Genomic DNA, 21,033 nt, shown 5'->3' with positions numbered 1-21,033 from the left:
AAAGCAGCCCTGCGGCTGCTTTAAATCATATAATTCATACTTTCCATACGTTTCGCGTGCTTTTCAGCCAGATCTGCAATAGTAATGCTGTCCACCACACCATTAATGGCATCCGCCAGCTGTTTCCACACATCCACGGTTTCACAGGTATCATAGCGCAGGCAGTCTGCTTTCCCTCCGCAGCTGTCCAGGCATGGCACCGGATTCAGAGAGCCTTCCGTCAGACGGAGGATTTGTCCCACTGTATATTCGGCCGGATCCCTTGCCAGGCGATAGCCTCCCTGGGCGCCCCTTGTGCTCTTTACAAAGCCGGCCTTATTCAGAATCGCTATGATCTGCTCCAGATATTTTTCTGAAATTCCCTGGCGATCCGCTATCTGCTTTACTTTGATATATTCTCCGGTGTTGTCAACTGCCAAATCAAGCATAACACGCACTGCATATCTTCCTTTGGTCGAAATTCTCATAGCACTCATTTTCTACCTCTTTAAATTTGTTTTTTCCATGGTTGTCTGTATCTATACCATACCAGTATGAATAGTATAAGTCAAGACCGATATGTAGTGGGGGATAAGGCTTTATTTTTGTGGTGGTAATTGCATTTAATAAAAAATCTGCGGCCTGGTTTCTTTGCGGGAAACGGAGGGCGCAGATTTTTTGTAAATATATTAGTTTTAATTTGAATCCTGGAAAGATAAATGTTTGTCTTTTAATTCCAGAAATTCTAAAAAGTTATCGAAGAGATTATCCTTCGTAAGGTACAACGGAACCCTGGTAGGTGTCGTTGATGAATTTTTTCATTTCATCGGATTTCAGGACTTCTACGAGTGCTTTGATTCCTTCGTTGTTTTCGTTGCCTTCTTTTACGGCGATGACGTTGACATATTTTTTAACTGCATCGGAATCGGAGGTTTCTACGGCCAGGGCGTCGTCGGCTGCGTTCAGGCCTGCTTCCAGGGCGTAGTTTCCGTTGATTACGGCAAAGTCAAAGTCAGGAAGGCTTCTGGGAATCTGCTCTGCCGCCAGCTCTACGAATTTGATTTTATGGGGGTTTTCCTTGATGTCGTTTACGGTTGCAGTGATGCCTGCTCCGTCATTGAGGGTGATCAGGCCCTGTTCCTGAAGCAGGAGAAGCGCTCTGGCTTCGTTGGTCGTATCGTTGGGAACTGCAATTTCAGCGCCATCAGTGATGGCTGCAAGGTCGCTCTGCTTTCCGGGATATACTCCCAGGGGTTCGTAGTGGATATCTCCGGCATTTACCAGATGTGTGCCTTTTTCTTCGTTGTAGCTTTCCATGTAGGTAATGTGCTGGAAGTAGTTGGCATCCATATCGCCTGCTTCCACTACTTCATTGGGCTGTACGTAATCCGTAAATTCGGTTACTACAAGCTCCCAGCCTTTGGCTGCCATTAAGGGTTTTGCTGCTTCCAGGATTTCCGCGTGGGGAACGCTGGTTGCCGCAACGGTAACCTTTCCTTTGGATTCCACAGCAGTTTCTGCTGTGCTTTCAGCTTCCTGGGCGACAGTGCTTTCGCTGCCTGCCTCTTCGGTCACAGCTGCCGCCGTGCTTTCAGGAGCTGCAGCATCGGTCTGCGCAGCAGTAGTTGACGCATCGGAACCGCATGCGGTGAGAAGGCCTGCTGATAAAACAGCGGCCAGGGCAAAAGATAAAACTTTCTTTTTCATAATTTTCTCCTCCATTCATCCATACATAAACATGTATTTCTATGTTAAGCCTCTGCAGGGCCTGCCTGCAGGTACATGGCTTCGGTGTAAAGCGGCTGCGCCGCTATCCGGTAATCCTCTTGTCCAGCTTGCGGGAAAGCTTCATGCAGACAGCCTGCATGATCTGTACCAGCGCCACCAGGAGAATGACCGTCACGATCATGATATCCAGCTGATATCGATTGTAGCCATAGCGGATGGCAATGTCTCCCAGTCCGCCGCCGCCCACAGCTCCGGCCATGGCGGAATATCCCAGGATGGTTCCCAGGGCAATGGCAAGTCCGCTGAGCAAGGAAGAACGGGCCTCCAGAAGCATTACCTTAATGACAATCATCGTAATCCCGGCCCCCATACTCTGGGCAGCTTCAATGACTCCCTTATCCACCTCCAGGAGGGAGGATTCCACAAGTCTTGCAATAAAGGGGGCTGCCGCCAAGGTCAGCGGCACAATTGTGGCGCTGGGGCCGTAGCTTTTGCCAACAATCGCCCTTGTCAGAGGGATGACAAGAATCAACAGAATAAGGAATGGGATGCTTCGCATTACATTGACAAGCACATCCAGGATCCTGCTCACCGGCTTGTTGGGCCTGAGTCCCTCCCTTCCGGTCACCACCAGGGCCACGCCTGCGGGAAGGCCGATTACATAGGCCATCAGCGTGGATACCAGCGTCATATATAAGGTAGCAAAGGTACCTTCCACGATCATCATAACCGTTGCACTATTCCACATAATCATCCAGCTCCTCTACGGTAAGATTCCTGTCCTTCAGGTATTGAATCATTTTCTCCGCAATCTGCATGTCCTCCGGCAGCTGCAGCACCATCTGGCCTCTGGCTATGCCGCCCACATCCTGTGTGTCGGCCATAAGAATATTGACGGAGGCTTTACATTCCAGAACCATGTTGGCGATCACCGGCTCAAAGGAGGAATTTTCCGTAAAAGCAATACGGATACAGCGCTTGCTCTTCATCAGGCTGTATTTCCTCTCTCCCTGGAACACCAGCTTCCTGGCGGCCCTGGACTTAGGGGCGGAAAATACTTCCTCCACGGTTCCCGTTTCCGCCAGCTCTCCGTTATCTATAATCGCCACGTGGCTGCAGATTTCCTGTACCACGCCCATTTCATGGGTAATGATAACGATGGTAATTCCAAATTTCTGGTTGATATCCTTAAGCAGTGCCAGAATGGACCGGGTTGTCGTAGGATCCAGGGCACTGGTAGCCTCGTCGCACAGCAGGATTTTCGGATTCATGGCGAGGGAACGGGCAATTGCCACCCTCTGCTTCTGTCCGCCGGAAAGCTGGGCCGGATATGCGTCAGCCTTTGCCTCCAAATCCACGATTTTCAGAAGATCCCTGGCCTTTTCCCTGGCCTCTTTTTTCTTCATACCCAGAATTTCCAGGGAAAAACATACGTTGTCCAGCACGGTTCTCTGCATCAGCAGGTTAAAATGCTGAAAAATCATGGCAACGCTGTTGCGCACCTTCCGCAGCTCCTTATCGGTACAGGCCGACAGATCCTGCCCTTCGATCAGAACCGTTCCCCCCGTGGGCTTCTCCAGGAAGTTCAGGCAGCGTACCAGCGTGCTTTTTCCGGCGCCGGACATACCGATAATGCCGTAGATATCGCCCTTATTGATTTCCAGATTGATGTTCTTCAGGGCTTCCACCCTGTTTTCCCTCGTCTGGAAGGTTTTGGTCACATTTTTAATTTGTATGATAGGCTGTTCCATTTTCTCAAGCCCTTTCGCTTTAGCTTCTGCCTGTCCGCCATATGCGGACAAATGTTTTCAAACCAGTACTGCAGGAACGCAGCAATTCTGCCGCCCGTCAAAGGCTGCCGTCAGAATCCGGCAGGCTTCCCCGATTCCCGCGCAAGCTTTATCATACCACATTTCTTCTAATCCTGTAAATAGTAAACGAGACGTAACTGTCACGCAGGCCGACACATTTACTGTGCTGAACACAGGAAAGTGATCCAGGACTGCCAAAAAGTATCCCAGCAGGCGATTCAGGATGGTTTTTGGCAGTCTTTGTGATGGAATTAGAACGGTTATATCGTCCCATAATTTTCAGAAAAAAGACTTTTTCATAAATCCTTCCCTGGCGGACATTTGCGGGACTTCATCTATTCCTCGCCAAAAAGCGGGGTAGAAAGGTACCTGTCGCCGGAATCCGGAAGCAGTGCAACAATTACTTTTCCTTTATTCTCTGGGCGTTTCGCCAGAAGAGTTGCCGCATACAGGGCGGCTCCGGAGGAAATTCCCGTAAGCAGGCCCTGGGTCTGCGCAATAGTCCTTCCTGTAACATAGGCATCTTCATTTTCCACCTGTATGATTTCATCGTAGATTTCCTGATCCAGCACGCCGGGAATGAATCCCGCCCCGATTCCCTGGATGGCATGAGGGCCGGGCTTTTTGCCGGAAAGCACGGCCGACTGGGCCGGTTCCACCGCAACCACCCTGACCGCCGGATTTTTTTCCTTCAGATAGGAGCCTACGCCGGTCAGTGTCCCCCCGGTACCTACTCCCGCCACAAAAATATCTACATTTCCATCCGTGTCATCCCAAATCTCAGGGCCGGTGGACAGTCTGTGCGCTTTGGCATTGGACGGATTCTCGAACTGTCCGGGGATAAAGGAACCGGGAATCTGGCTGTGCAGCTCCTCCGCTTTCGCAATGGCTCCCTTCATTCCCTCCGCACCCGGGGTGAGGACGATTTGCGCGCCATAGGCCTTCAGCAGTTTCCGCCTCTCCATGCTCATGGTTTCCGGCAGGGTCAGAATTGCCTTGTAGCCCTTGGCCGCAGCCATAGCCGCCAGGCCGATTCCGGTATTTCCGCTGGTGGGTTCAATGATGGTGGCTCCCGGCTTCAGCAGCCCCTGCTCTTCAGCATCCAGAATCATCTGCAGGGCAATCCTGTCTTTTACGCTGCCAGCCGGATTAAAATACTCCAGCTTCGCCAGAATCACAGCGTCTGTAACGCCTGCTGCCTTTTCGTAATTCACCAGCTCCATAAGAGGGGTTCTTCCAATGAGTTCTTCCGCACTTTTTTTAATATTTGCCATAGTCTGTTCTCCTTTTTATTTGACTGCCGCCGAGGTATTGTAACAGTCCGGGCTGCTGAGCTGTTACGATGCTTTTATTCCTAGTATTTCAGTAGGTTTATTATGAATTGACTATACTACTGAATTTTTTCAGTGTCAAGAAAATTATATGTTTTTCTTTTTTGTTATATCATGTAGAAATGAATTGGGAAAATATAACCCTAAGACCTGACAGATAGTATTATAAATAATATGGAACGGCCGAATGGTACCTGGGTTTTCTGAGGTGATACAGCCTGCAAGCATTGATATTCGTATTGGAAACACATACAGTATTGTAGGGACTCGTCTTCAGGCATAATTAATTTGGATGATGAAATATCATACAAGCAGATTACCGCAGAAAAATATATATTGCTTCCGGGACAATTTGTACTGGCAACAACAATGGAATATTTCGAATTGCCTGATAATCTCACAGCATTTGTTGAAGGACGCAGTTCTTTAGGAAGAATGGGACTGTTTATTCAAAATGCAGGTTGGGTTGATCCTGAATTTAAGGGCGAAATAACCCAGGAATTGTTTAATGCAAACAGATGTGCCATTGAAATAAATGCAGGACGCAGAGTCAGGCAGCTAGTATTTGCCCAACTTGATAAAGATGCATTGCATCCATACAGGGGAAAATATCAGGGACAAAGAGGTGCAACAGGTTCAAAAGCATTTCTGGATAACGTAACAGGACTGCCGGCAGTCCCGCCGACAGTCTAAAATTCCCTCGCACCCCCTAAAAACTGTGCATACAATATGGTCTTCGCCGTATTTTCCACTGCATCCATCCTGCTAAAGGCATCGTAAATATCCGGGCCATACGTTATAACACCATGGTTCTGCAGAAAAATGACGTCGCTGTCCGCCGTCTTTTCCACTTCCTCCACCAGCTGTCTGCTGCCTGCGGGCGCATAACCTGCAATTCCGATTTTACCAATCAGGGAAGGTACTTCCAGCACCCAGTTTTCGGGAAATCCTTTTCCGCAGACGGCAAACGCTGTAGCAGCGGCCGGATGGGTATGGACAATCGCCCCGATATCCGGGCGCAGCTCATACAGCCTGCTGTGCATGGCCGCCTCCCTGGTGGATTTATAACTTCCTTCAATTACCGCGCCGTCAAACCGCTGTCTGATTATCATTTCCGGCATCAGAAAGCCTTTGCAGATGCCGGAGGGTGTGACCAGCATTTCATCCTCTCCCGTACGGATGCTGATATTTCCATCCCTGCCGCTTACCAGCCCCTTTTCAAAAAGCAGTCCGGCGATGCGGCAAATCAGCTCCTTTTATTCTGCATTTCTTTTTTATCTTCCATTTCTTTCCTATTCCTGTCCATCCTTTATTTGCCTACCCGCGTTCTGCCCGACGCCTTCCGGAATCCTCTCCCTGCAGCGCATATAATATTATCAGGCTGTGGGGAAGAAATGTTCCTCAAGCATCGCGCACAGTGTATGGTAAACGGGCAGATGATATTCCTGGATATCCGCCGTAACGCTGCTGGGCACAATCAGGCACACATCGCACAGCGCCTTCAGCGCCCCGCCGTCATGACCCGTAAAACCGATCACCTTCATCCCCTTGCCCTTTGCCACCCTGACCGCATTCAGGACATTGGCGGAATTGCCCGAGGTGCTCATGGCGATCAGGACATCCCCTTTCAGACCATATCCATAAACCTGCTGTGCAAAAATCATTTCCGGGTTCACATCATTCAGAAAAGCGGTGGATAATGCAGGATGGCCCGCCAGGGAAATCGCCGGCAGCGCTCCCTGCAGATGCTCGGAAAGCCCGCCGAATTTTTCCTTTTCGGCTTCACTGAGGGGACGTTTTTTATAAAAGCCCTTCATCAGCTCTCCCACAATATGGTCAGAATCGGAAGCGCTGCCGCCGTTGCCGCATACCAGCAGCTTCCCGCCGTTTTCATAGGAAGCCTTCATGATCTGAAAGGCTTCTTCAATCGTATCCTTCATTCCGTCCAAAGCCGGATATCTCTCCACCAAACGTTCCAGATAATTCATTCTTAATCCTCCTGCTTACAGTCATATACCCCGCAGCAAGCTGCTGGGCATCAAATTTGCAACGCAGCGAGCTGCGGGGTATATGACCCTCGCGGCAGTCGCCAAAGTCAAGCGAGCTTGACCTTGGCTCGTTGCTCGCGGGAATCAAATGCCCGTTCTCCCTGCAGATACCGGGCCGCCTTTTCCAGAAAAAACTCGCTCCCGAAGCTCCCTGATTTCAAAACCAGCTGCAATTCTCCCAGATTTGCAGTTCCGGTCATGGCCGGGACGCCCGGTTCGATCTCCTCGCCGATTTCCATCCGGTAAATCTCCAGCTCTCCTGTAACAGCCGCCGAGGTATCGCCGCCTGCCACCACCAGCCTGCGGCAGCCCGTCCGGACAAGTACACTGCGCGCCACCCTGCACAGGCAGCCGGAAATCCGCTTCCCGATTTCTTCATGGGTCAGCCCCAGCTTTTGACCGGTTTCCTTGGTACGCCGCACCTTTTCCTTCTCCTGCACTGAATGCACAAGAACCATGGCATTAGAGGAATTGGAGCCGCTTAAGGCATTGACGGCGCTTTCCGTCAGACGTCTTTCCTCCGCAGCGAGCGCTTTTTCATCAAAAATCGTTTCCGTATCAAAGGTGAATATGGGATACCCCTTCCGGCGCAGCAGCTCCGTCTGGGAAATGCTCTGTTTCGTCAGACTTCCCGCAATCAGCAGCACAGGCGCTTCTTTTTCCGGTTCCAGCCTGCGATAGGCTGCGGGCAGCTCCTGTCCGATAGCCGAGCTTCCGCAGATATTGACTTCATCCGCCACCGCATCCGCCACCAGCCTCAGGTCCTCCTGATGCCGTACATCGAAAAGAATATAAGCGCAGCTGCGCTTTAACTCTTCTTTTTTTCTTTTTACAAATTCCAGGCCCTGATCCAGATCGCTCCAGGTAATCTGCCCGATCGGCCGGTCAGTCTGTCTGTGCATAATATCCGGAAGGAAAGAGCAGTCCATGGGATGGATGGGATCGGTGCGAAACTGCGAATCCTCCAGCCTCGTCCCATAGACATAATGTATGCCGTCCACCGTCGTCCGCCCATTTCCCGGAAAGCCTGCGATAACCATGGAACATCCAACTCCCAGCACATCCTGCATGCTGTCGAATTCTGAACCAATATTTCCCCGGAACACGGAACAGGTTTTATTAAAATAAACATCACAGGGAAGCGTCTGCAGAAGCGCCGTCGCTTTGGCAACCTTTGACGCTGCAGTCTCAGGAGCATCAAAACGGCTGTCCGTATCAATAATAATCACATCCAGCCCTTCGCTTTCCCTGCGTATATCACAGAGGGAAATGAGGCTCTGCGGAAACACCGCACTGCGAAAGCCTCCTTTTTTAAACATAACCCCTATGTCATTGGCGCCGGTCACATCATCGGCAACAACCCCTATTCTTTTTTTCATATCCGCTCCCGTCCTATTTCCAAAGCAGGAAATTTCTGATCTTATCCTCTACCACACGTGCAACGGCCTCACCCGCTTTTTCCAGCGCCTGCCTGTCCATCTGCAGGATTTCCCGGTTGGATTTCCTTGCGCATCCCAGAGAACCCAGGAAGGCCTGCTCCAGATCCGTGGCAATGTTGATTTTGCTGACGCCCCCTCCGGGTATGGTGATTGCCGCCTGTACCGTCTGGGCCGGAAGGCCGCTGCCGCCGTGAAGAACAAGGGGAATGCTCACCCGTTCCCGGATTTTAATCAGTCTGTCCAGATCGATTTTCGGATTTTTTACCGGATATACGCCGTGAGCCGTCCCGATGGAAACAGCCAGGGTATCCACACCCGTTCTGGCAACGAACTCCTCCGCCTCCTGCGGGTCGGTATACAGGCTCTCGTCATTGTCCGTTTCTATCTTATCCGTGGCCCCTATTTTACCAAGCTCGGCCTCCACCTCCACATTTCTTTCGTGCGCGTATTCCACTACTTCCCTGGTAATGGCCACGTTTTCCTCAAAGCTTTTCTGGGAAGCGTCAATCATGACGGACTGAAAACCGGCGTCAATCGCTGCCCTGATTATCTCCATATCCTTGGTATGATCCAAATGCAGCGCCGCTTTTCCCTGATATTTTTCGTGGATTTCATAAAAACGCCGGGCAAATTCTTCTGCGGTAACATCAAACCAGTTAAATTCATTGGCTGATATCTGTACGATAACAGGGGCCTTTGTTTCCTGTGCGGCCCGCAGAATATATTCAATTAAAAAGGTATTCCTGGCGGAAAAGGAACCTACGCCATAGCCTCCCTTTTCCGCATCCTTAAGCATCTTCGTCACTGCTGTCAATTCCATAAAAATTCCTGCCTTTCCTTTGTTCCTTCCCGCGCCGCCGCTTCCGTCAGGGCAAGATAGGTTCTGTATTTTGCAAGGCAGGCTTCCCCATATTCCTTCCGGGGAGCCGCCGTTTTCCGTTCGATATCCGCTTCTTTCTGGGAACCCTCCCCGGAGAAATCCCCGGGGCATTTCGGTTCCTTCACGGCCTCTGCCGCCAGCATTGCCGCGCCTGCAGCCGTTGCCTGTGTCTGCTGTGAAAGGATAAAACGCCTTCCTGTCATATCCGCTTTTGCCTGCATCAGCAGCGGATTCCGGGTTCCTCCGCCCGCAGCGATCAGGCGATCCGCATGAAGCCCTGCATCCTCGATAAGCTCCAGGATTACCCTCGCTTCGCAGGCTATTCCTTCATAAATCCCCTGGGCCGCATCCATTGGCCCTGTGGTCATATCCAGTCCCAGAAGGCCTCCGGGGATCATTTTTTTCCGGTGTGTCCCGCCTCCGTTAACAAAGGGAAGATACATGACTTTAGACGGCACCTGCCGTTCCTGCTTCATCAGGCTTTCATAAGAGGCCTGCCCTCCCGCCGCCTGCAGAAAACTGCGAAGCCATTCCACGGAAGCGCCTGAAGAGGGCATATTGCAGATCCAGTAAAACCGCCCCTGGAAAACTCCCAGCTGAATCCCCCGCTCATACAGCCCGGAAAGCTCAGGCAGCCTGTCCGGAAAGCCCAGATAAACCTCCGAGGTTCCCATGGAATTGAGGACATCGCCTTCGCCCAGCCCTTCCGCCCAGGCAGCGCACAGATGATCGTGCCCGCCAATTCGAACGCTTATCTTATCGGGAAGCCCGTACCTTGACGCCAGTTCTTTTTTCAGGACCGGCCATCCGGCGCTTCCTTTTCCCACGGGAGGCATTTTCCCGGTCACGCCGGCAAATGCTGTCAGTTCACTGTCCCATTTGCCCTCAAATATGTTATAAAGCATCGTCCTGCAGGCCAGGGATTCCTCCGTCCTGCGTTCTCCCGTAAGACGGAAAAACAGATAATCCGAAACGGACAGGAAACAGTCCATCCTTTCAAACAGCTCCGGCCTGCTGGTTTTCAGGGAAAGCAGCTGGTTGATGGTATATTTCCGGTGCCAGAGCAGCCCTGTTTTCCGATACAGGGAAAATCCTCTCAGGGAGGCGGGAAAATCCGCTTCCTCCGGCCCTCCCTGCCCGGCGTTCCATGGCACAACAGGCGTCAGGGGAACACCATCCGCATCCACCGCCACTCCCGCTTCCGCCATGCTGGTAATGCCTATGGCCCTGATTTGCTTTCGGTCAATCTGAGAAAAAAGCTCCTTCAGGCAGTCCTCCGTTTTCTCCCAAAGCTCCTCTGCACGAAAGCAGCGCCCCCAGCCCGGAAGCTCCCGCACGGACTGATCCCGGAGAACGGTATGGCAGACGGAGCCGTCCGCCCTTACCGCACATACCTTCAAATGTGTCGTACCAATATCAATTCCCAGAAATAATTCCATTGCCTGTTACCTCTGCTTCAGCCAGGCGCAGACCGCCTCCGTGCCGCTGACCGGGCTGGTCAGGCAACGCTTTTTCTCTTCCTCCGGCCAGTTCTCCACGGCTCTTGCCATGGACGCCTGCGCCAGTACCACCACCTCATTTTCGGCAAGCAGCGCCTTCAGTTTATCACCCACCATCCGGTCATACTCCGCTTCCCGGCCTTCCGCCAGCAGGCTGCCCGCATTTTCAATCACCAGGCTGTTAAGGACAAGCGTTTCCGCGCGCCCCGCTTCCTCCGCTTTTCTGCGGATCAGCGCTGTGGTGGGATGAATGGTGGACTGCAGGGTTGCCGCAACGCCTACGCGGGTATAACCGGCCGCCAGGCCCGCCATAGGCTCATCAATGCGGAATACGGGAATATTTACAATCGCCCTTCCCTCCTCCGCTAGCCCGCCGATGGAGGAGCAGGCGCACAAAATTGCGTCCGCCCCTGTGGTCTGCGCCAGCAGCAGAAGGGAATTCAGGCGGTACTTCACGCCCTCCGTTATCTGTCCCTCCCGGTTGATTTCCGGCAGCATGCTGTCATCCAGCAGGTTCACAACTTCAACTGCCTCCCCCTGTCCCGCAGCCGTATCAAGCAGCTTTTTCAACGTGGGTATGGTTACAGGGGTTGTATGGATTACCGCTATTTTTTTCATAATTTCTCCTCCGCATATCACATCTCTGCCCGTGATACTGCATTAATCCTCCTGTCTGCGCGCTTCTTCCCTTTCCAGGAGATCATTTTCCAGGATTTCCAGCTGACTGTGAACCGGGATGCGCACGGTTTTGATTTCAAACGGGGTGAAAGCAAGGGTAAATTCCCTGTTAAGCCCATGAACTTCAACCTGTGTTTCACAGGCCCTGCCCGCTGTTTCCACAAGGCGCAGGATAAGGTCCCCGCTTCCGTCTTCTGCTTCCTTCATTACGGTCACAAGCACATTATTCGCAGATACGCTCAGGAAGGAGGCGCTCTGGGGCAGTTCACCCTTATGATAGGTTTCAAACAGGGCAATGGGCTTTTCATTCAGCTCCCGGCTGCGCTGTACGGTGCAGGCATCCTCCCAGCTGCCGTCATGGGGGTACAGGCCGTAGGTAAAGGTCTGCACACCCTGATCCACATATACATATTCCAGATTTTCATCCGGCTGGTAAGGCTCGTGATTGGCATATATCGGGCTGCGCAGCACAGTCATGGAGACTTCCTTTCCCGCAATGCTGCCGCTGGATTTCCCATCATTGAGGAAGGAAAGTCCGTTTATTGCCGTTTCCAGCCCCGGATTGGCGCCCTCCGTATCCAGGAAATTCTGCATAGGGTATTCCTCTCCGTTCGGTTCTCTTTGCGCCACGCCGTAAGGGATTTCCCAGCTGGCCCGCAGGTAATTAAGCTGCATCGGGAAGCGCAGCTTCAGCATGGACATTTTTTCATGCCAGTCCACCGTTGTTTTTACGCGGATATAATCCAGTTCCCTGTAGATGGAAAAATCCTGGAAAATACGGGAGCTTCCATAGGTGCTGGTGACACGGATCACACATTTTACGGGACCGCATTCCACTCTTTTTACGGAAACGCCTTCAAAGCGGCCTTTCACCTTGTCAAAAATACGCACGCCATGGGACCAGGTATCGCTTTTGTCCTCTATCACCACAGGCACGGCCGCCGGACCGCTGAAATATTCGGTACCGTCATTTTTCTTGTAAAGGGAAGAAATATAGCCTGTTTTTTCATCAAATGCGATTTTAAACCATCTGTTTTCCGCCGTATTCCCGCTGCATTCCACATCCGGGAAGGTCCTGGCCGCCTCCCTTATAACCAGACGGTAGGTGCGGTAGCCAAGGGCCGGGAGCTCGGCGATAAACACAAGCCTCGTCCGTCCGTTGCTGGAGGCCAGCGACTGTACGGTCTGCAGCGGTATCTGCGTGCCTTCCTCATCCACCAGAACCTGATTTTCCTTCAGGCAGGGGGATTCCATTTCCACCTCGAATTTACCGGAAAAGGCGTTGGGATTGAATACCACGATGGGCTTCATATCCTCTTCCATGGGGATATCAATATGCCAGGATATGGACTGCACTGCCGCATTCAGCCCTCTCGCCGCCGTATCCAGCGCAGCGCCGTAGCTTTCCCTGGCATCCTCATAGGCAGGTTCTATGGAGGTTCCCGCCATGATGTCATGGAACTGGTTAAACAGCACCTTTTTCCAGCTTTCCGTATACTTTTCCAGCGGATATTTTCCGCCTGCCCAGTGCTTTCCTGCAACAGAAAGCTTTTCCGCCATAATAAGGCGGTTTTCCGCCAGACGGTTCAGCCGCTTCACCTCGGAATGGGCGCTGTAACAGCCGCTGGAGTGGTGGAACAGCTCGCCGGATACCACAGGCAGCGTCCTTCCGCTTTGCTTAACCGCCTGAAAATAGTCATCCGGCGTGGATAGGATCAGCCGCGGCATATCTTCGGCCCGGTTCAGCTCATGGATGCTTTCAATATTCTGCTTTGTGGGGCCGCCGCCGTGGTTTCCCACACCGTAAAAGCACATGATGCTGCCCCTGGGATCCTTGATTTCTCCGGCACAGCGCTCTATATGCTCCTTCAGCTCCCTGGGCCAGGTACAGTATTCAAAGGGAATCCGGAAAGCAGTCACCGCGGAACCATCATTGGAGGTCCAGGTAAAGGTTTCACCCTCCAGTCCCTTTTCATGACGTCCCGGACGCATGAATACGTAATTGTCCATTCCCGATTTTTTCAGAATCTGCGGCAGCATGCCGTTGTGGCCGAAGCTGTCCACGTTATATCCGGTCTGCGCAGTCACTCCCAGCTTCTCCTGAAAATACCGCTGACCGTACAACCCCTGGCGCACATAGGACTCCCCGCCCGGCGCATTACAGTCCGGCTGAATCCACCAGCCGCCCACGATTACCCAGCGGCCCTCTTTGACCCGTTCCCTGATTTCCTCAAACATGGCGGGTTCGTTTTCCTCCACCCACTCATAGTAGGCTGCAGAGCTGCTTGTAAAAAAGAAGTCGTCATACTCCTTCATCCTGTCCAGGGCCGAACGGAAGGTGGCCTTAACCTCCTGATACCCTTCCTGCCACTGCCAGAGCCATACCGGATCCAGGTGGGCGTTGCCGATCATATATAAAGTCTTTTCTTTTTCCATACTCTCTCCTGTCTGCGCTGCTGTGCGCCGCACTGTATATCAGAAAATTTATAGGTTACTCTGTATTACCGCCGTCCGGGGCCTGACAGTCTGCAAATTCCAGCAGGTTTACCTCCGTGGCCTCCCCCGCGGCCGTCCGGGTGCCGGGAAGCTTCAGGGTGAGGATTTCCCGGTGGCCGATGGTCACCGGATAGCTTATTTTATTTACCGTGAGTACACATTGTGTGTCCCTTCCTTCCGTTTCCAGAAGCCTGACTATCAGGGAATTGTCGTCCTCACATTTTTTCATCAGCATGATGCGGACATTGTCGCAGTCCCCTCCGGCCGCTCCGCCTTTTCTGATTCCTGCAAGGCTGCATGCGGTAAGCCGCCTGCTTCCCTCATGGGCGCTGTCCGCCAGATAAGAAACCGGAGAATTTATTTTAACGGCAATCCGGTAGTATTCTGAGGACGGCAGCTTCCTTCCGTGAGGCTTCAGGACAAACCGGAAGCATTGAGGCCCAATATCCGTATACTGATAGCTTTCCTTTCCGTTGTACCAGTCCGGGCTGTTGCCCTGGGCATAAATGGCGCTTCTGCAAAGGGTAATCTGGGTTCTGCCCTCCGTCATGTTAAAGGCGTATTTCCCGTCATTGGCAATGGCCAGCCCTCTGCCCTCCTGATCCTGCACATCCAGGAAGCGCTGCATATAATACTCCGCGGCATCCCCCTTCAGATCTCTTTCCAGAATGCCATAGGCTGTTTCCGCCGCCATATGGATGCATTCCTTTCCGGTGGGGAAGGCCGCCTTCAGCAGCGTCCAGTTATGATTGAAAATCAGCCTGTTTTCCACCCTCAGCTCTTTTTCCTCCGCTCCCAGGGAATACAGCTGCTCCAGCGTGGTTCCTTCAAAGGCCGTACGCACACGGATAACCTCCCGGACTCTGCCGCTTTCCACTTTTTCTATACTGAGCAGATGGAAGGAAGCATTCCTGTCCTCATATCTCCTGCCCTGCAGTCCACCCCAGGCATCCCTTTCATCCGTGTACACGCGCACGCCGCACGGTCCCTTCAGGGCATCGTATCCCGTTTCTTTATCCGTCAGGGAAACCAGCGCTCCCGTAGCGGTGTCAAACCGAGCGCAAATAAATTCATTTTCCAGGGTATCCGCACAGGGATTGTCAATTTCCATGGAATTATTGAAGCAAAGGGACGGCTCCTCCTTCACCGTACGGTATACGGCAAAGCCAAAGGCCGGTACCTGCGCCCTGAAAACAAATCTCCTCCTGCCGCCCAGCGTGGTATGCCTTACCTTGGCATCCGTATGGATTCTCTGGTAGGGGATTTCCTGGTAAGAGACAGCATCCATGGATGCATCCGCAGCTATCGCCGCCGGGCCGAGAAGCTTCAGCGGGGCCTGGCAGAACCATTCCAGCTCGGCCTCCACATAATCATCAAACGGCTGGCTGTCCGTGTTGAACAGAACCAGCGGGAAGCCCTCTCCCCTGGTGGAAAGCCTGTTTACAATTCCCTGTATTGCCAGCGCCTTTATTTTGCCGGCCTGGGCACATACGCCGGAAAGCTGCATAATGGCTTCATCCCTGGCTGATTTGATGGTGGTTCCGCCCATGGTGTCATGGAATTCGTTGAACAAAAGAACCTTCCACAGCGCTTCCATTTCCCCGGTCTGCTTCCTCCAGGCCAGCTCGCTCCCGTCACCGCCGTCGGAAAGCATCGCCTCCATACTCATCAGGTTTTCGGCTTCCATCAGCCTGCTTTCCGCCAGCCGGTTCAGTCGCTTGAACTCTGAATCAATGGAATAGCAGCCTTCATTTACCTTTTCAAAAGGGCCTCTCAACACAGGCAGCTTCGTACCTGATGCGGCCGCATCCCCGGTTATCGCTTCCAGGAATTCCGTATAGGTGGAAAATTTCAGCTGTACGTCCCCATAGGCGGCAAAGGCTTCCTTATCCTTCCGGAGGCTCAGTATGCTGTTGATGTTTTCTATCGTGGGACCTCCGCCGTGATTGCCCACACCGTAGCAGCAGGGCATTTTATCATACTCCATGGTGCGTTCCAGCGTGGTTTCTATATTTTTTACCGTGGGTTCATGGAACCAGGTGGTATATTCCGCAGGAAGGCTGATTGCATTTACACGACTGCCGTCATCGCTCTCCCATACAAAAACCGGGGTATCCAGCCTGGGGCGCATGAACACATAGGAATCCATGCCGCTTTTTTTCAATATCTGGGGGAGAACATGGTTATGGCCGAAGCTGTCCACATTGGAACCGATGGTACACAGCTTCCCGAAATGATCCAGCAGATACCTCTGGGCGTACAGCCCCTGCCTGACAAAAGCCTCTCCACAGGGAAGGATGCAGTCCGGCTCCAGGAACCAGCCTCCTGTAATTTCCCATCTTCCCTCCGCCACACGCTGCCTAATCTCCTCAAACATCTCCGGAAGGATTCCCTCTATCCATTCAAAAAACAGCGTGGAGGTGGAGGTAAATTTAAAGTCGTCAAATTCCTTCATCCGCTCCAGGGCCGATGCATAGGTAGCCTTCACCTCCTGCATCCCTTCCTCCCAGTTCCAGAACCAGACCGGATCGATATGTGAATTTCCTATCATGTAAAGTTCTTTTTTATTCATAGTACGATATAACCCTTTTCCGGCGGTTCCCGCCGCCTCTTTCTGTCTGTTTTCCTGTGACTGAATCGTTATAACAGTTCAGACGGGGCTGAACCGCTACCATATTTTCTGGTTTCTTCGCTTTCTCTCTTCCCTTTCGGCTCTTCCTGCCGAAAGGCGGACGGCAAGGCCTGCCGGATAACTCTGCAATGTGCGCAGTCCCCGCACGCCGTCCTCCTCTCCCAGCCCTGCCAGCGCGCGGCAGAGAATCAGATACAAAATCTGCAGCCGTTCCGTCATAAGCACTACCTGCCGTTCCTCCTTCATGCACTCTGCGAATTCCGGAAAACGGATCAGCTTCTGCAGCATGGGAATAAACTCCTTTCTGCCGCTGTGCTCCGCAGCATAAGCAAAGCTCTCCACATAATGGTAAATTCCCCGATGGATATCCTCATAATCCCGGTCCGCCGCAGCCAGCAGCATAAGCGCCCTTTCAAAAACAGGGAGAATACAGTCCTTCCCGCTTCTTCCCAGAAGATTCATATGGTAAACCGTCTCCGGCATCACGCCATGATCCGGAAGCAGCTGTGCACACATGACAGATCCGGCTCTTTCCGGAAGCCCGCTGCCGGACAGCTCCTGCTCTACGAATGCGGCGTATTCCTCCGCATCCTCCTCCCAGCCATGCCACAGACACAGGCCGATCAGCCGGATACGCAGGCCTCCCACACACTCCTGCGGACATCCATCCGAAGCTTCGCCTTTTTTCCAGTCATATGGCGAGGTTTCCTCCTGAAGCCTTTTCAGCAGAAGGGGAAGGACCTCCTCCGACTCTGCCGTCACTGCAGCCGTAACAGGAGACTCCTCTGTTTCTTCATATATAAATGGCACATCCACCCAGTGGGTCCTGGACGCGGCAGTTATCCTGTAAACCGTCTTCTCCAGAGCCTGTTTTCCTGCTTCTCCGTTTTTTCCTTCCAAGGCAGGAAGCGTCAGCGGATCCTCCGTCAGCTTTAAAAGGAATTCCCTTCTTTTTGCGCACTCCATCTGTTCCGGCAGTATGCCCTGCTTCAGGCTCTCAGCCAGCAGCCCGCCCAGCACAGCTCCCTGATGCATCAAATCCGGTTGCATACGTATGCTTGGAAACACATTATGTGTGGCGCTCACAGCCTTGCCCGCCACATAAAGCCCCTCTATCCGTCCGCCCCCTTCCTCACAGGGAAGCAGTGCGGAAAGAGGAATCTGTATTTTTACCTGGGGAGGAAGCACACCGCAGTAGATAACGTCCGCATCCAGCTTTCCTTTAGGATCATAATTGGAGTAGCAGGTATACAAAGCATCCGGATAGGTGCGAAAATCCATCAAATCCTTCAGGTTTACCGTGTATACTCCCTTCACATGCCTGCTCTCCCGCATGCTGACATAACCGCCGTGATCACAGGTCTGTTCCCCCCTGCGCCTTCCCAGCAATATAAAACGTGTCATATCCGCCGGATCCGCAGAAACGACCATGGAAGAAAAATTGTTCCGGTAACGGTTCACATCCGTATACTGCGCCAGGGAAGCCCAATAGGTGATACAATCCCTTTCCGAACCGTATACAGCGTCCGCCCCTGCGGATACCGCCAGATCCCCGTCGCCTGTGGCATCGATCACAGCCCTGCCGTAATATCCGTACAAACCGTCAGGCCCGGCTGCCGCAGCCCCGCAGCAACGCCTGCCTTCTGCAGTCCTCTCACAAAGGGTTCCGAAAACCATGCTGCCAAACCGAAGCTCAACACCAGCCTCCAGACACAGTCTGGCCAAAACCGTCCCGCGGATCCCCGGATGGAAATCATCCGCCCTATCCCAGATCCCTTCTCTGCGGGGAAGCCCCATCGGCGCCGCCATTTTCTCCGTTTCCGCATCAATCTCCCGTACATCATGGAACCGGTTCCCGAACCAATAGGTACTCACGCCGCCCGCCGTGGCCGTGCCGCCCAGCGTATACATCGGCTCCAGCAGCACGGTGCGCAGGCCTCCTCTGGCCGCATACAAAGCCGCCATAGCACCCGCCGTCCCGCCGCCTGCCACCACCAGGTCGTAATGCTCCTCCCGGAGCGCCGCCGAATCCATCACCGGAAGCTTCCTGTAAATTCCCGCCTCCCCGCAGCGAAGCGAGGGATCTCCCGAACTTATGGCACACGTTCTGCAGCCCTCCGCCTTATTCGCCGGAAACCGCTTCCAGTCCGGCCCGTAAAGGCGGTTCTCCTGTCCTTTTGCCATCCCGGCCTTATGTTCCCCGCCTTTTCCTTCCGCAGCATCCACCGTCACCGCCGCCCGCGGCGCAAAACGCCCCAGCTGCAGCCACGGCAGCTCCTGCTTCAGCCTGCCGAACACTTCAGCCGCCGTTTCCTGCGCCTCCGTCAGCAGCCATGCAGACCCATCCGTCTGTCCTGACTCCTTCTTACACAATGCGCCGTCCGGCAGGGAAATGGTGAGCAGCCCTTTTCCCTCTTCCCCTTCCAGGCAGAAGAAGACCTCTTTCTCCCCGCACCGTACGCTTCCCTTCTTTTCAAAGGCATCCATTCCCGGGAAACCGCCTGCCAGGACCGTATACTCATAACCATTTTCCGCAACGGCAGCTTCCTCCTGCCACACCTCATCGCAGAGAATCCCGAACAGGCCGCCCTTTGCAGCAACGCGGACCAGCCTCTTCCTGCTGCCGGCAGCCTCCCAGGAGCTATCCCTGCCCTCCTCCGGGCAATCCACGGGCCAGATCCCATAAAGCAGCGTTATCCCCGCCTCCAGGCAGCAATCCTCCAGAAATCTCTTTCCCTCGTCCGGCCGCAGCAGCCCCAGCTTCTTCGTACGCGTCTCCTCCGGGAAAAAAGAACACTCCTCCTCCGAAAGCCGGTAACGGAAGGTCTGGCAGATATCCTCACCCAGACAGCTTTCCTTCACCGCCAACAGCACCTTCTTTCCCTGCCTTGCCAACGAAAGCGCCCGGTACACTGTATGCAGTTTTCCTCCCAGCACGCACAGATCCACATCACCGATTATGGGCAGACCAGTTATTTTTTCACTCATCCCAGTAAAAATCCTCTTCCAGGTTCAAAATCATTTCCATACCGTTCTTATCCAGATAGGTAATCACAAACGTCCTCGCCTTCAGATCCACATCCAGCACAGCCTCCAGCCCGCCGTCCGTCCACCTGACCACCAGCCTGGAATCCTCCGTCCCGGGCAGGGACATTTCCCCGTCAAACACCGGATACGCATTCCTAAACTGCATCAGACGCCGCAGCCGTTTCACAACAGGCTTTTCCACCGCTGCCTCAATCTCTTCCACCGTATAATTATGCCGGCTGATATTCCTGTCATAATTGGTCCGCTCCATCAGCTCATAATCATTTTCCCCGGCCAGCAGCCCCATATAATATACCTGCGGCACACCCGGCGTAAAAAACTGAATCGCCCGGGACAGCAGATAACTGTCGTCATCCTCACCCACTGCGGAATAATAAGAACAGTTAATCTGATACACCCGCTTTTCTCCCAAAGCCTTCTGACTGTAATCCCATTTAAAATTCGCCCCATACTTTTCCGTCTGATCAATTACCGCCTGCAGCTCCTCTTCGGAAAGCAGATCCTCCACATCCACAGTCCCCAGCCCGTCATGCGTATCCAGCGTAGTGTGCTGATCCCTTGGACAGATGGAAAGCCAATGCCTGATACGCCTGCTGCTCTGACTGTACAGCGTATGCAGTACCATCACCGGAAGCACAAAATCATATACCGTATACCCATGCTCCGCAATCTTCAGCTGCACCGTATAATGGTCATGAATCTCCGGCAGCATGGGAATCCCCTTCTCATCCAGAATCCCCTGCACACGCTTCATCATATCCCACATTTCCGGCTCAATAAAAAAGCAGGAGGTATTCAGCTTCTTCGTGGCAAACGCAAAAGCATCCAGACGAATCATCCCCGCTCCCTGCTCCATCAGAAACCGCAGCGTACTCTCCACGAATTTCCATGCCGCCTCCGATTCCAGATTCAGATCCATCTGCTCATCGTCGAATGTACACCATATTTTTTCCGTGCTTCCGTCTGCAAAACGAATCTCCTCGCAAGGCGCGCAAGGCTTTCTCTTATTCAGCAAATCCACCTGCTCCTGCGTAGGCTCCCCGCCCGGCCAGAACTTTTTAAACCGCAGAAACATATCCGCATATTCCGACGCATCATGCTTCTCTATAAAATCCAGGAACTCCGGACTCCTCCGCGAAAGATGATTGATCATAAAATCAAACATCAGCTCATACTCTCCCGCCAGCGCCTTCACATCCTCCCAGTCCCCGAACGCCGGATCAACCTCCCTGTAATTCACAGGCGCAAACCCCCGGTCCCCCGAAGAAGGAAAAAACGGCAGCACATGAATCCCATTGATCTCCCTCTTAAAGTACCTATCCACCACCCATTTCAGCTCCTTCAAATCCTTCCCGAAGCTGTCCGCATACGTAATCAACATAATCTTATTCTTCATAACACTCTATCCCATCCAATCCTAAATAACTTTGTCCTTTTTATCTTTTGTCCTTCTTCTCTTCCAAC

The 21,033-nt window shown here is 52.9% G+C and carries 16 protein-coding genes; 1 reads left to right on the top strand and 15 read right to left on the bottom strand.

All coding sequences use genetic code 11. The features are described 5' to 3' along the window. Positions 1 to 20 precede the first annotated feature (20 nt). The 5 genes from FYJ45_RS13115 to cysK form a co-directional block, all read right to left on the bottom strand. Entirely contained in the window at positions 21 to 467 is a 447-nt protein-coding gene (locus FYJ45_RS13115) for an RrF2 family transcriptional regulator (protein ID WP_154464964.1), read from the bottom strand. Positions 468 to 744: 277 nt separating this feature from the next. Next, positions 745 to 1,686 (bottom strand): MetQ/NlpA family ABC transporter substrate-binding protein, encoded by a 942-nt coding sequence (locus FYJ45_RS13110; RefSeq protein ID WP_154464948.1) that lies wholly within the window; start codon positions 1,684 to 1,686, stop codon positions 745 to 747. Positions 1,687 to 1,789: 103 nt separating this feature from the next. Beyond that, a complete protein-coding gene (locus tag FYJ45_RS13105) occupies positions 1,790 to 2,455 on the bottom strand; it encodes a methionine ABC transporter permease (RefSeq protein ID WP_154464947.1) in 666 nt (221 codons plus the stop codon). Further along, positions 2,445 to 3,458 (bottom strand): methionine ABC transporter ATP-binding protein, encoded by a 1,014-nt coding sequence (locus FYJ45_RS13100; RefSeq protein ID WP_025488587.1) that lies wholly within the window; start codon positions 3,456 to 3,458, stop codon positions 2,445 to 2,447. The genes FYJ45_RS13105 and FYJ45_RS13100 overlap by 11 nt, the downstream gene beginning before the upstream one ends. 395 nt (positions 3,459 to 3,853) lie before the next feature. Continuing rightward, positions 3,854 to 4,792 carry a cysteine synthase A gene (gene cysK, locus FYJ45_RS13095; RefSeq protein WP_154464946.1) on the bottom strand — a complete coding sequence of 313 codons (939 nt, stop codon included), beginning with the start codon at positions 4,790 to 4,792 and terminating at the stop codon, positions 3,854 to 3,856. 345 nt (positions 4,793 to 5,137) lie between these two features. Between cysK and dcd the strand changes: the two genes are divergently transcribed. Continuing rightward, positions 5,138 to 5,542 carry a dCTP deaminase gene (dcd, locus tag FYJ45_RS13090; protein ID WP_334296512.1) on the top strand — a complete coding sequence of 135 codons (405 nt, stop codon included), beginning with the start codon at positions 5,138 to 5,140 and terminating at the stop codon, positions 5,540 to 5,542. On the opposite strand, the gene FYJ45_RS13085 is transcribed toward dcd, so the two are convergent. The 10 genes from FYJ45_RS13085 to gtfA all read right to left on the bottom strand — a co-directional run bounded on the left by FYJ45_RS13085 (position 5,539) and on the right by gtfA (position 20,965). Then, the gene (locus FYJ45_RS13085) at positions 5,539 to 6,087 is read right to left on the bottom strand and encodes a class II aldolase/adducin family protein (RefSeq protein WP_321170234.1); all 549 of its coding nucleotides are present in this window, start codon (positions 6,085 to 6,087) and stop codon (positions 5,539 to 5,541) included. The genes dcd and FYJ45_RS13085 overlap by 4 nt on opposite strands. Before the next feature lie 138 nt (positions 6,088 to 6,225). Beyond that, positions 6,226 to 6,837, bottom strand: coding sequence for a D-sedoheptulose-7-phosphate isomerase (locus FYJ45_RS13080; protein ID WP_154464944.1), 612 nt, complete (start codon positions 6,835 to 6,837; stop codon positions 6,226 to 6,228). Between the two features lie 107 nt (positions 6,838 to 6,944). Further along, positions 6,945 to 8,276 (bottom strand): four-carbon acid sugar kinase family protein, encoded by a 1,332-nt coding sequence (locus tag FYJ45_RS13075; protein WP_154464943.1) that lies wholly within the window; start codon positions 8,274 to 8,276, stop codon positions 6,945 to 6,947. A gap of 13 nt (positions 8,277 to 8,289) precedes the next feature. Beyond that, complete coding sequence (locus tag FYJ45_RS13070; protein ID WP_154464942.1) at positions 8,290 to 9,156, bottom strand: class II fructose-bisphosphate aldolase; 867 nt, start codon at positions 9,154 to 9,156, stop codon at positions 8,290 to 8,292. Next, a complete protein-coding gene (locus FYJ45_RS13065) occupies positions 9,147 to 10,655 on the bottom strand; it encodes an FGGY-family carbohydrate kinase (RefSeq protein ID WP_154464941.1) in 1,509 nt (502 codons plus the stop codon). Before FYJ45_RS13065 ends, FYJ45_RS13070 begins: the two co-directional genes overlap by 10 nt. Positions 10,656 to 10,661: 6 nt before the next feature. Continuing rightward, positions 10,662 to 11,333 carry an aspartate/glutamate racemase family protein gene (locus FYJ45_RS13060; protein ID WP_154464940.1) on the bottom strand — a complete coding sequence of 224 codons (672 nt, stop codon included), beginning with the start codon at positions 11,331 to 11,333 and terminating at the stop codon, positions 10,662 to 10,664. 42 nt (positions 11,334 to 11,375) lie between these two features. After that, positions 11,376 to 13,829, bottom strand: a complete 2,454-nt coding sequence (locus FYJ45_RS13055) for an alpha-mannosidase (RefSeq protein ID WP_154464939.1) — start codon at positions 13,827 to 13,829, stop codon at positions 11,376 to 11,378. A gap of 55 nt (positions 13,830 to 13,884) precedes the next feature. Beyond that, positions 13,885 to 16,461 carry a glycoside hydrolase family 38 N-terminal domain-containing protein gene (locus tag FYJ45_RS13050; protein ID WP_154464938.1) on the bottom strand — a complete coding sequence of 859 codons (2,577 nt, stop codon included), beginning with the start codon at positions 16,459 to 16,461 and terminating at the stop codon, positions 13,885 to 13,887. A gap of 96 nt (positions 16,462 to 16,557) precedes the next feature. Continuing rightward, entirely contained in the window at positions 16,558 to 19,509 is a 2,952-nt protein-coding gene (locus FYJ45_RS13045; protein WP_154464937.1) for an FAD-dependent oxidoreductase, read from the bottom strand. Then, the gene (gtfA, locus tag FYJ45_RS13040; RefSeq protein ID WP_154464936.1) at positions 19,502 to 20,965 is read right to left on the bottom strand and encodes a sucrose phosphorylase; all 1,464 of its coding nucleotides are present in this window, start codon (positions 20,963 to 20,965) and stop codon (positions 19,502 to 19,504) included. Before gtfA ends, FYJ45_RS13045 begins: the two co-directional genes overlap by 8 nt. Between the last annotated feature and the right edge of the window lie 68 nt (positions 20,966 to 21,033).

The sequence above is a fragment of the Eisenbergiella porci genome (assembly GCF_009696275.1).
Classification (GTDB): Bacteria; Bacillota; Clostridia; order Lachnospirales; family Lachnospiraceae; genus Eisenbergiella; species Eisenbergiella porci.
The sequence above is the reverse complement of the archived record's forward strand: the minus strand, read 5'-3'. Positions and strand labels throughout refer to the sequence as shown.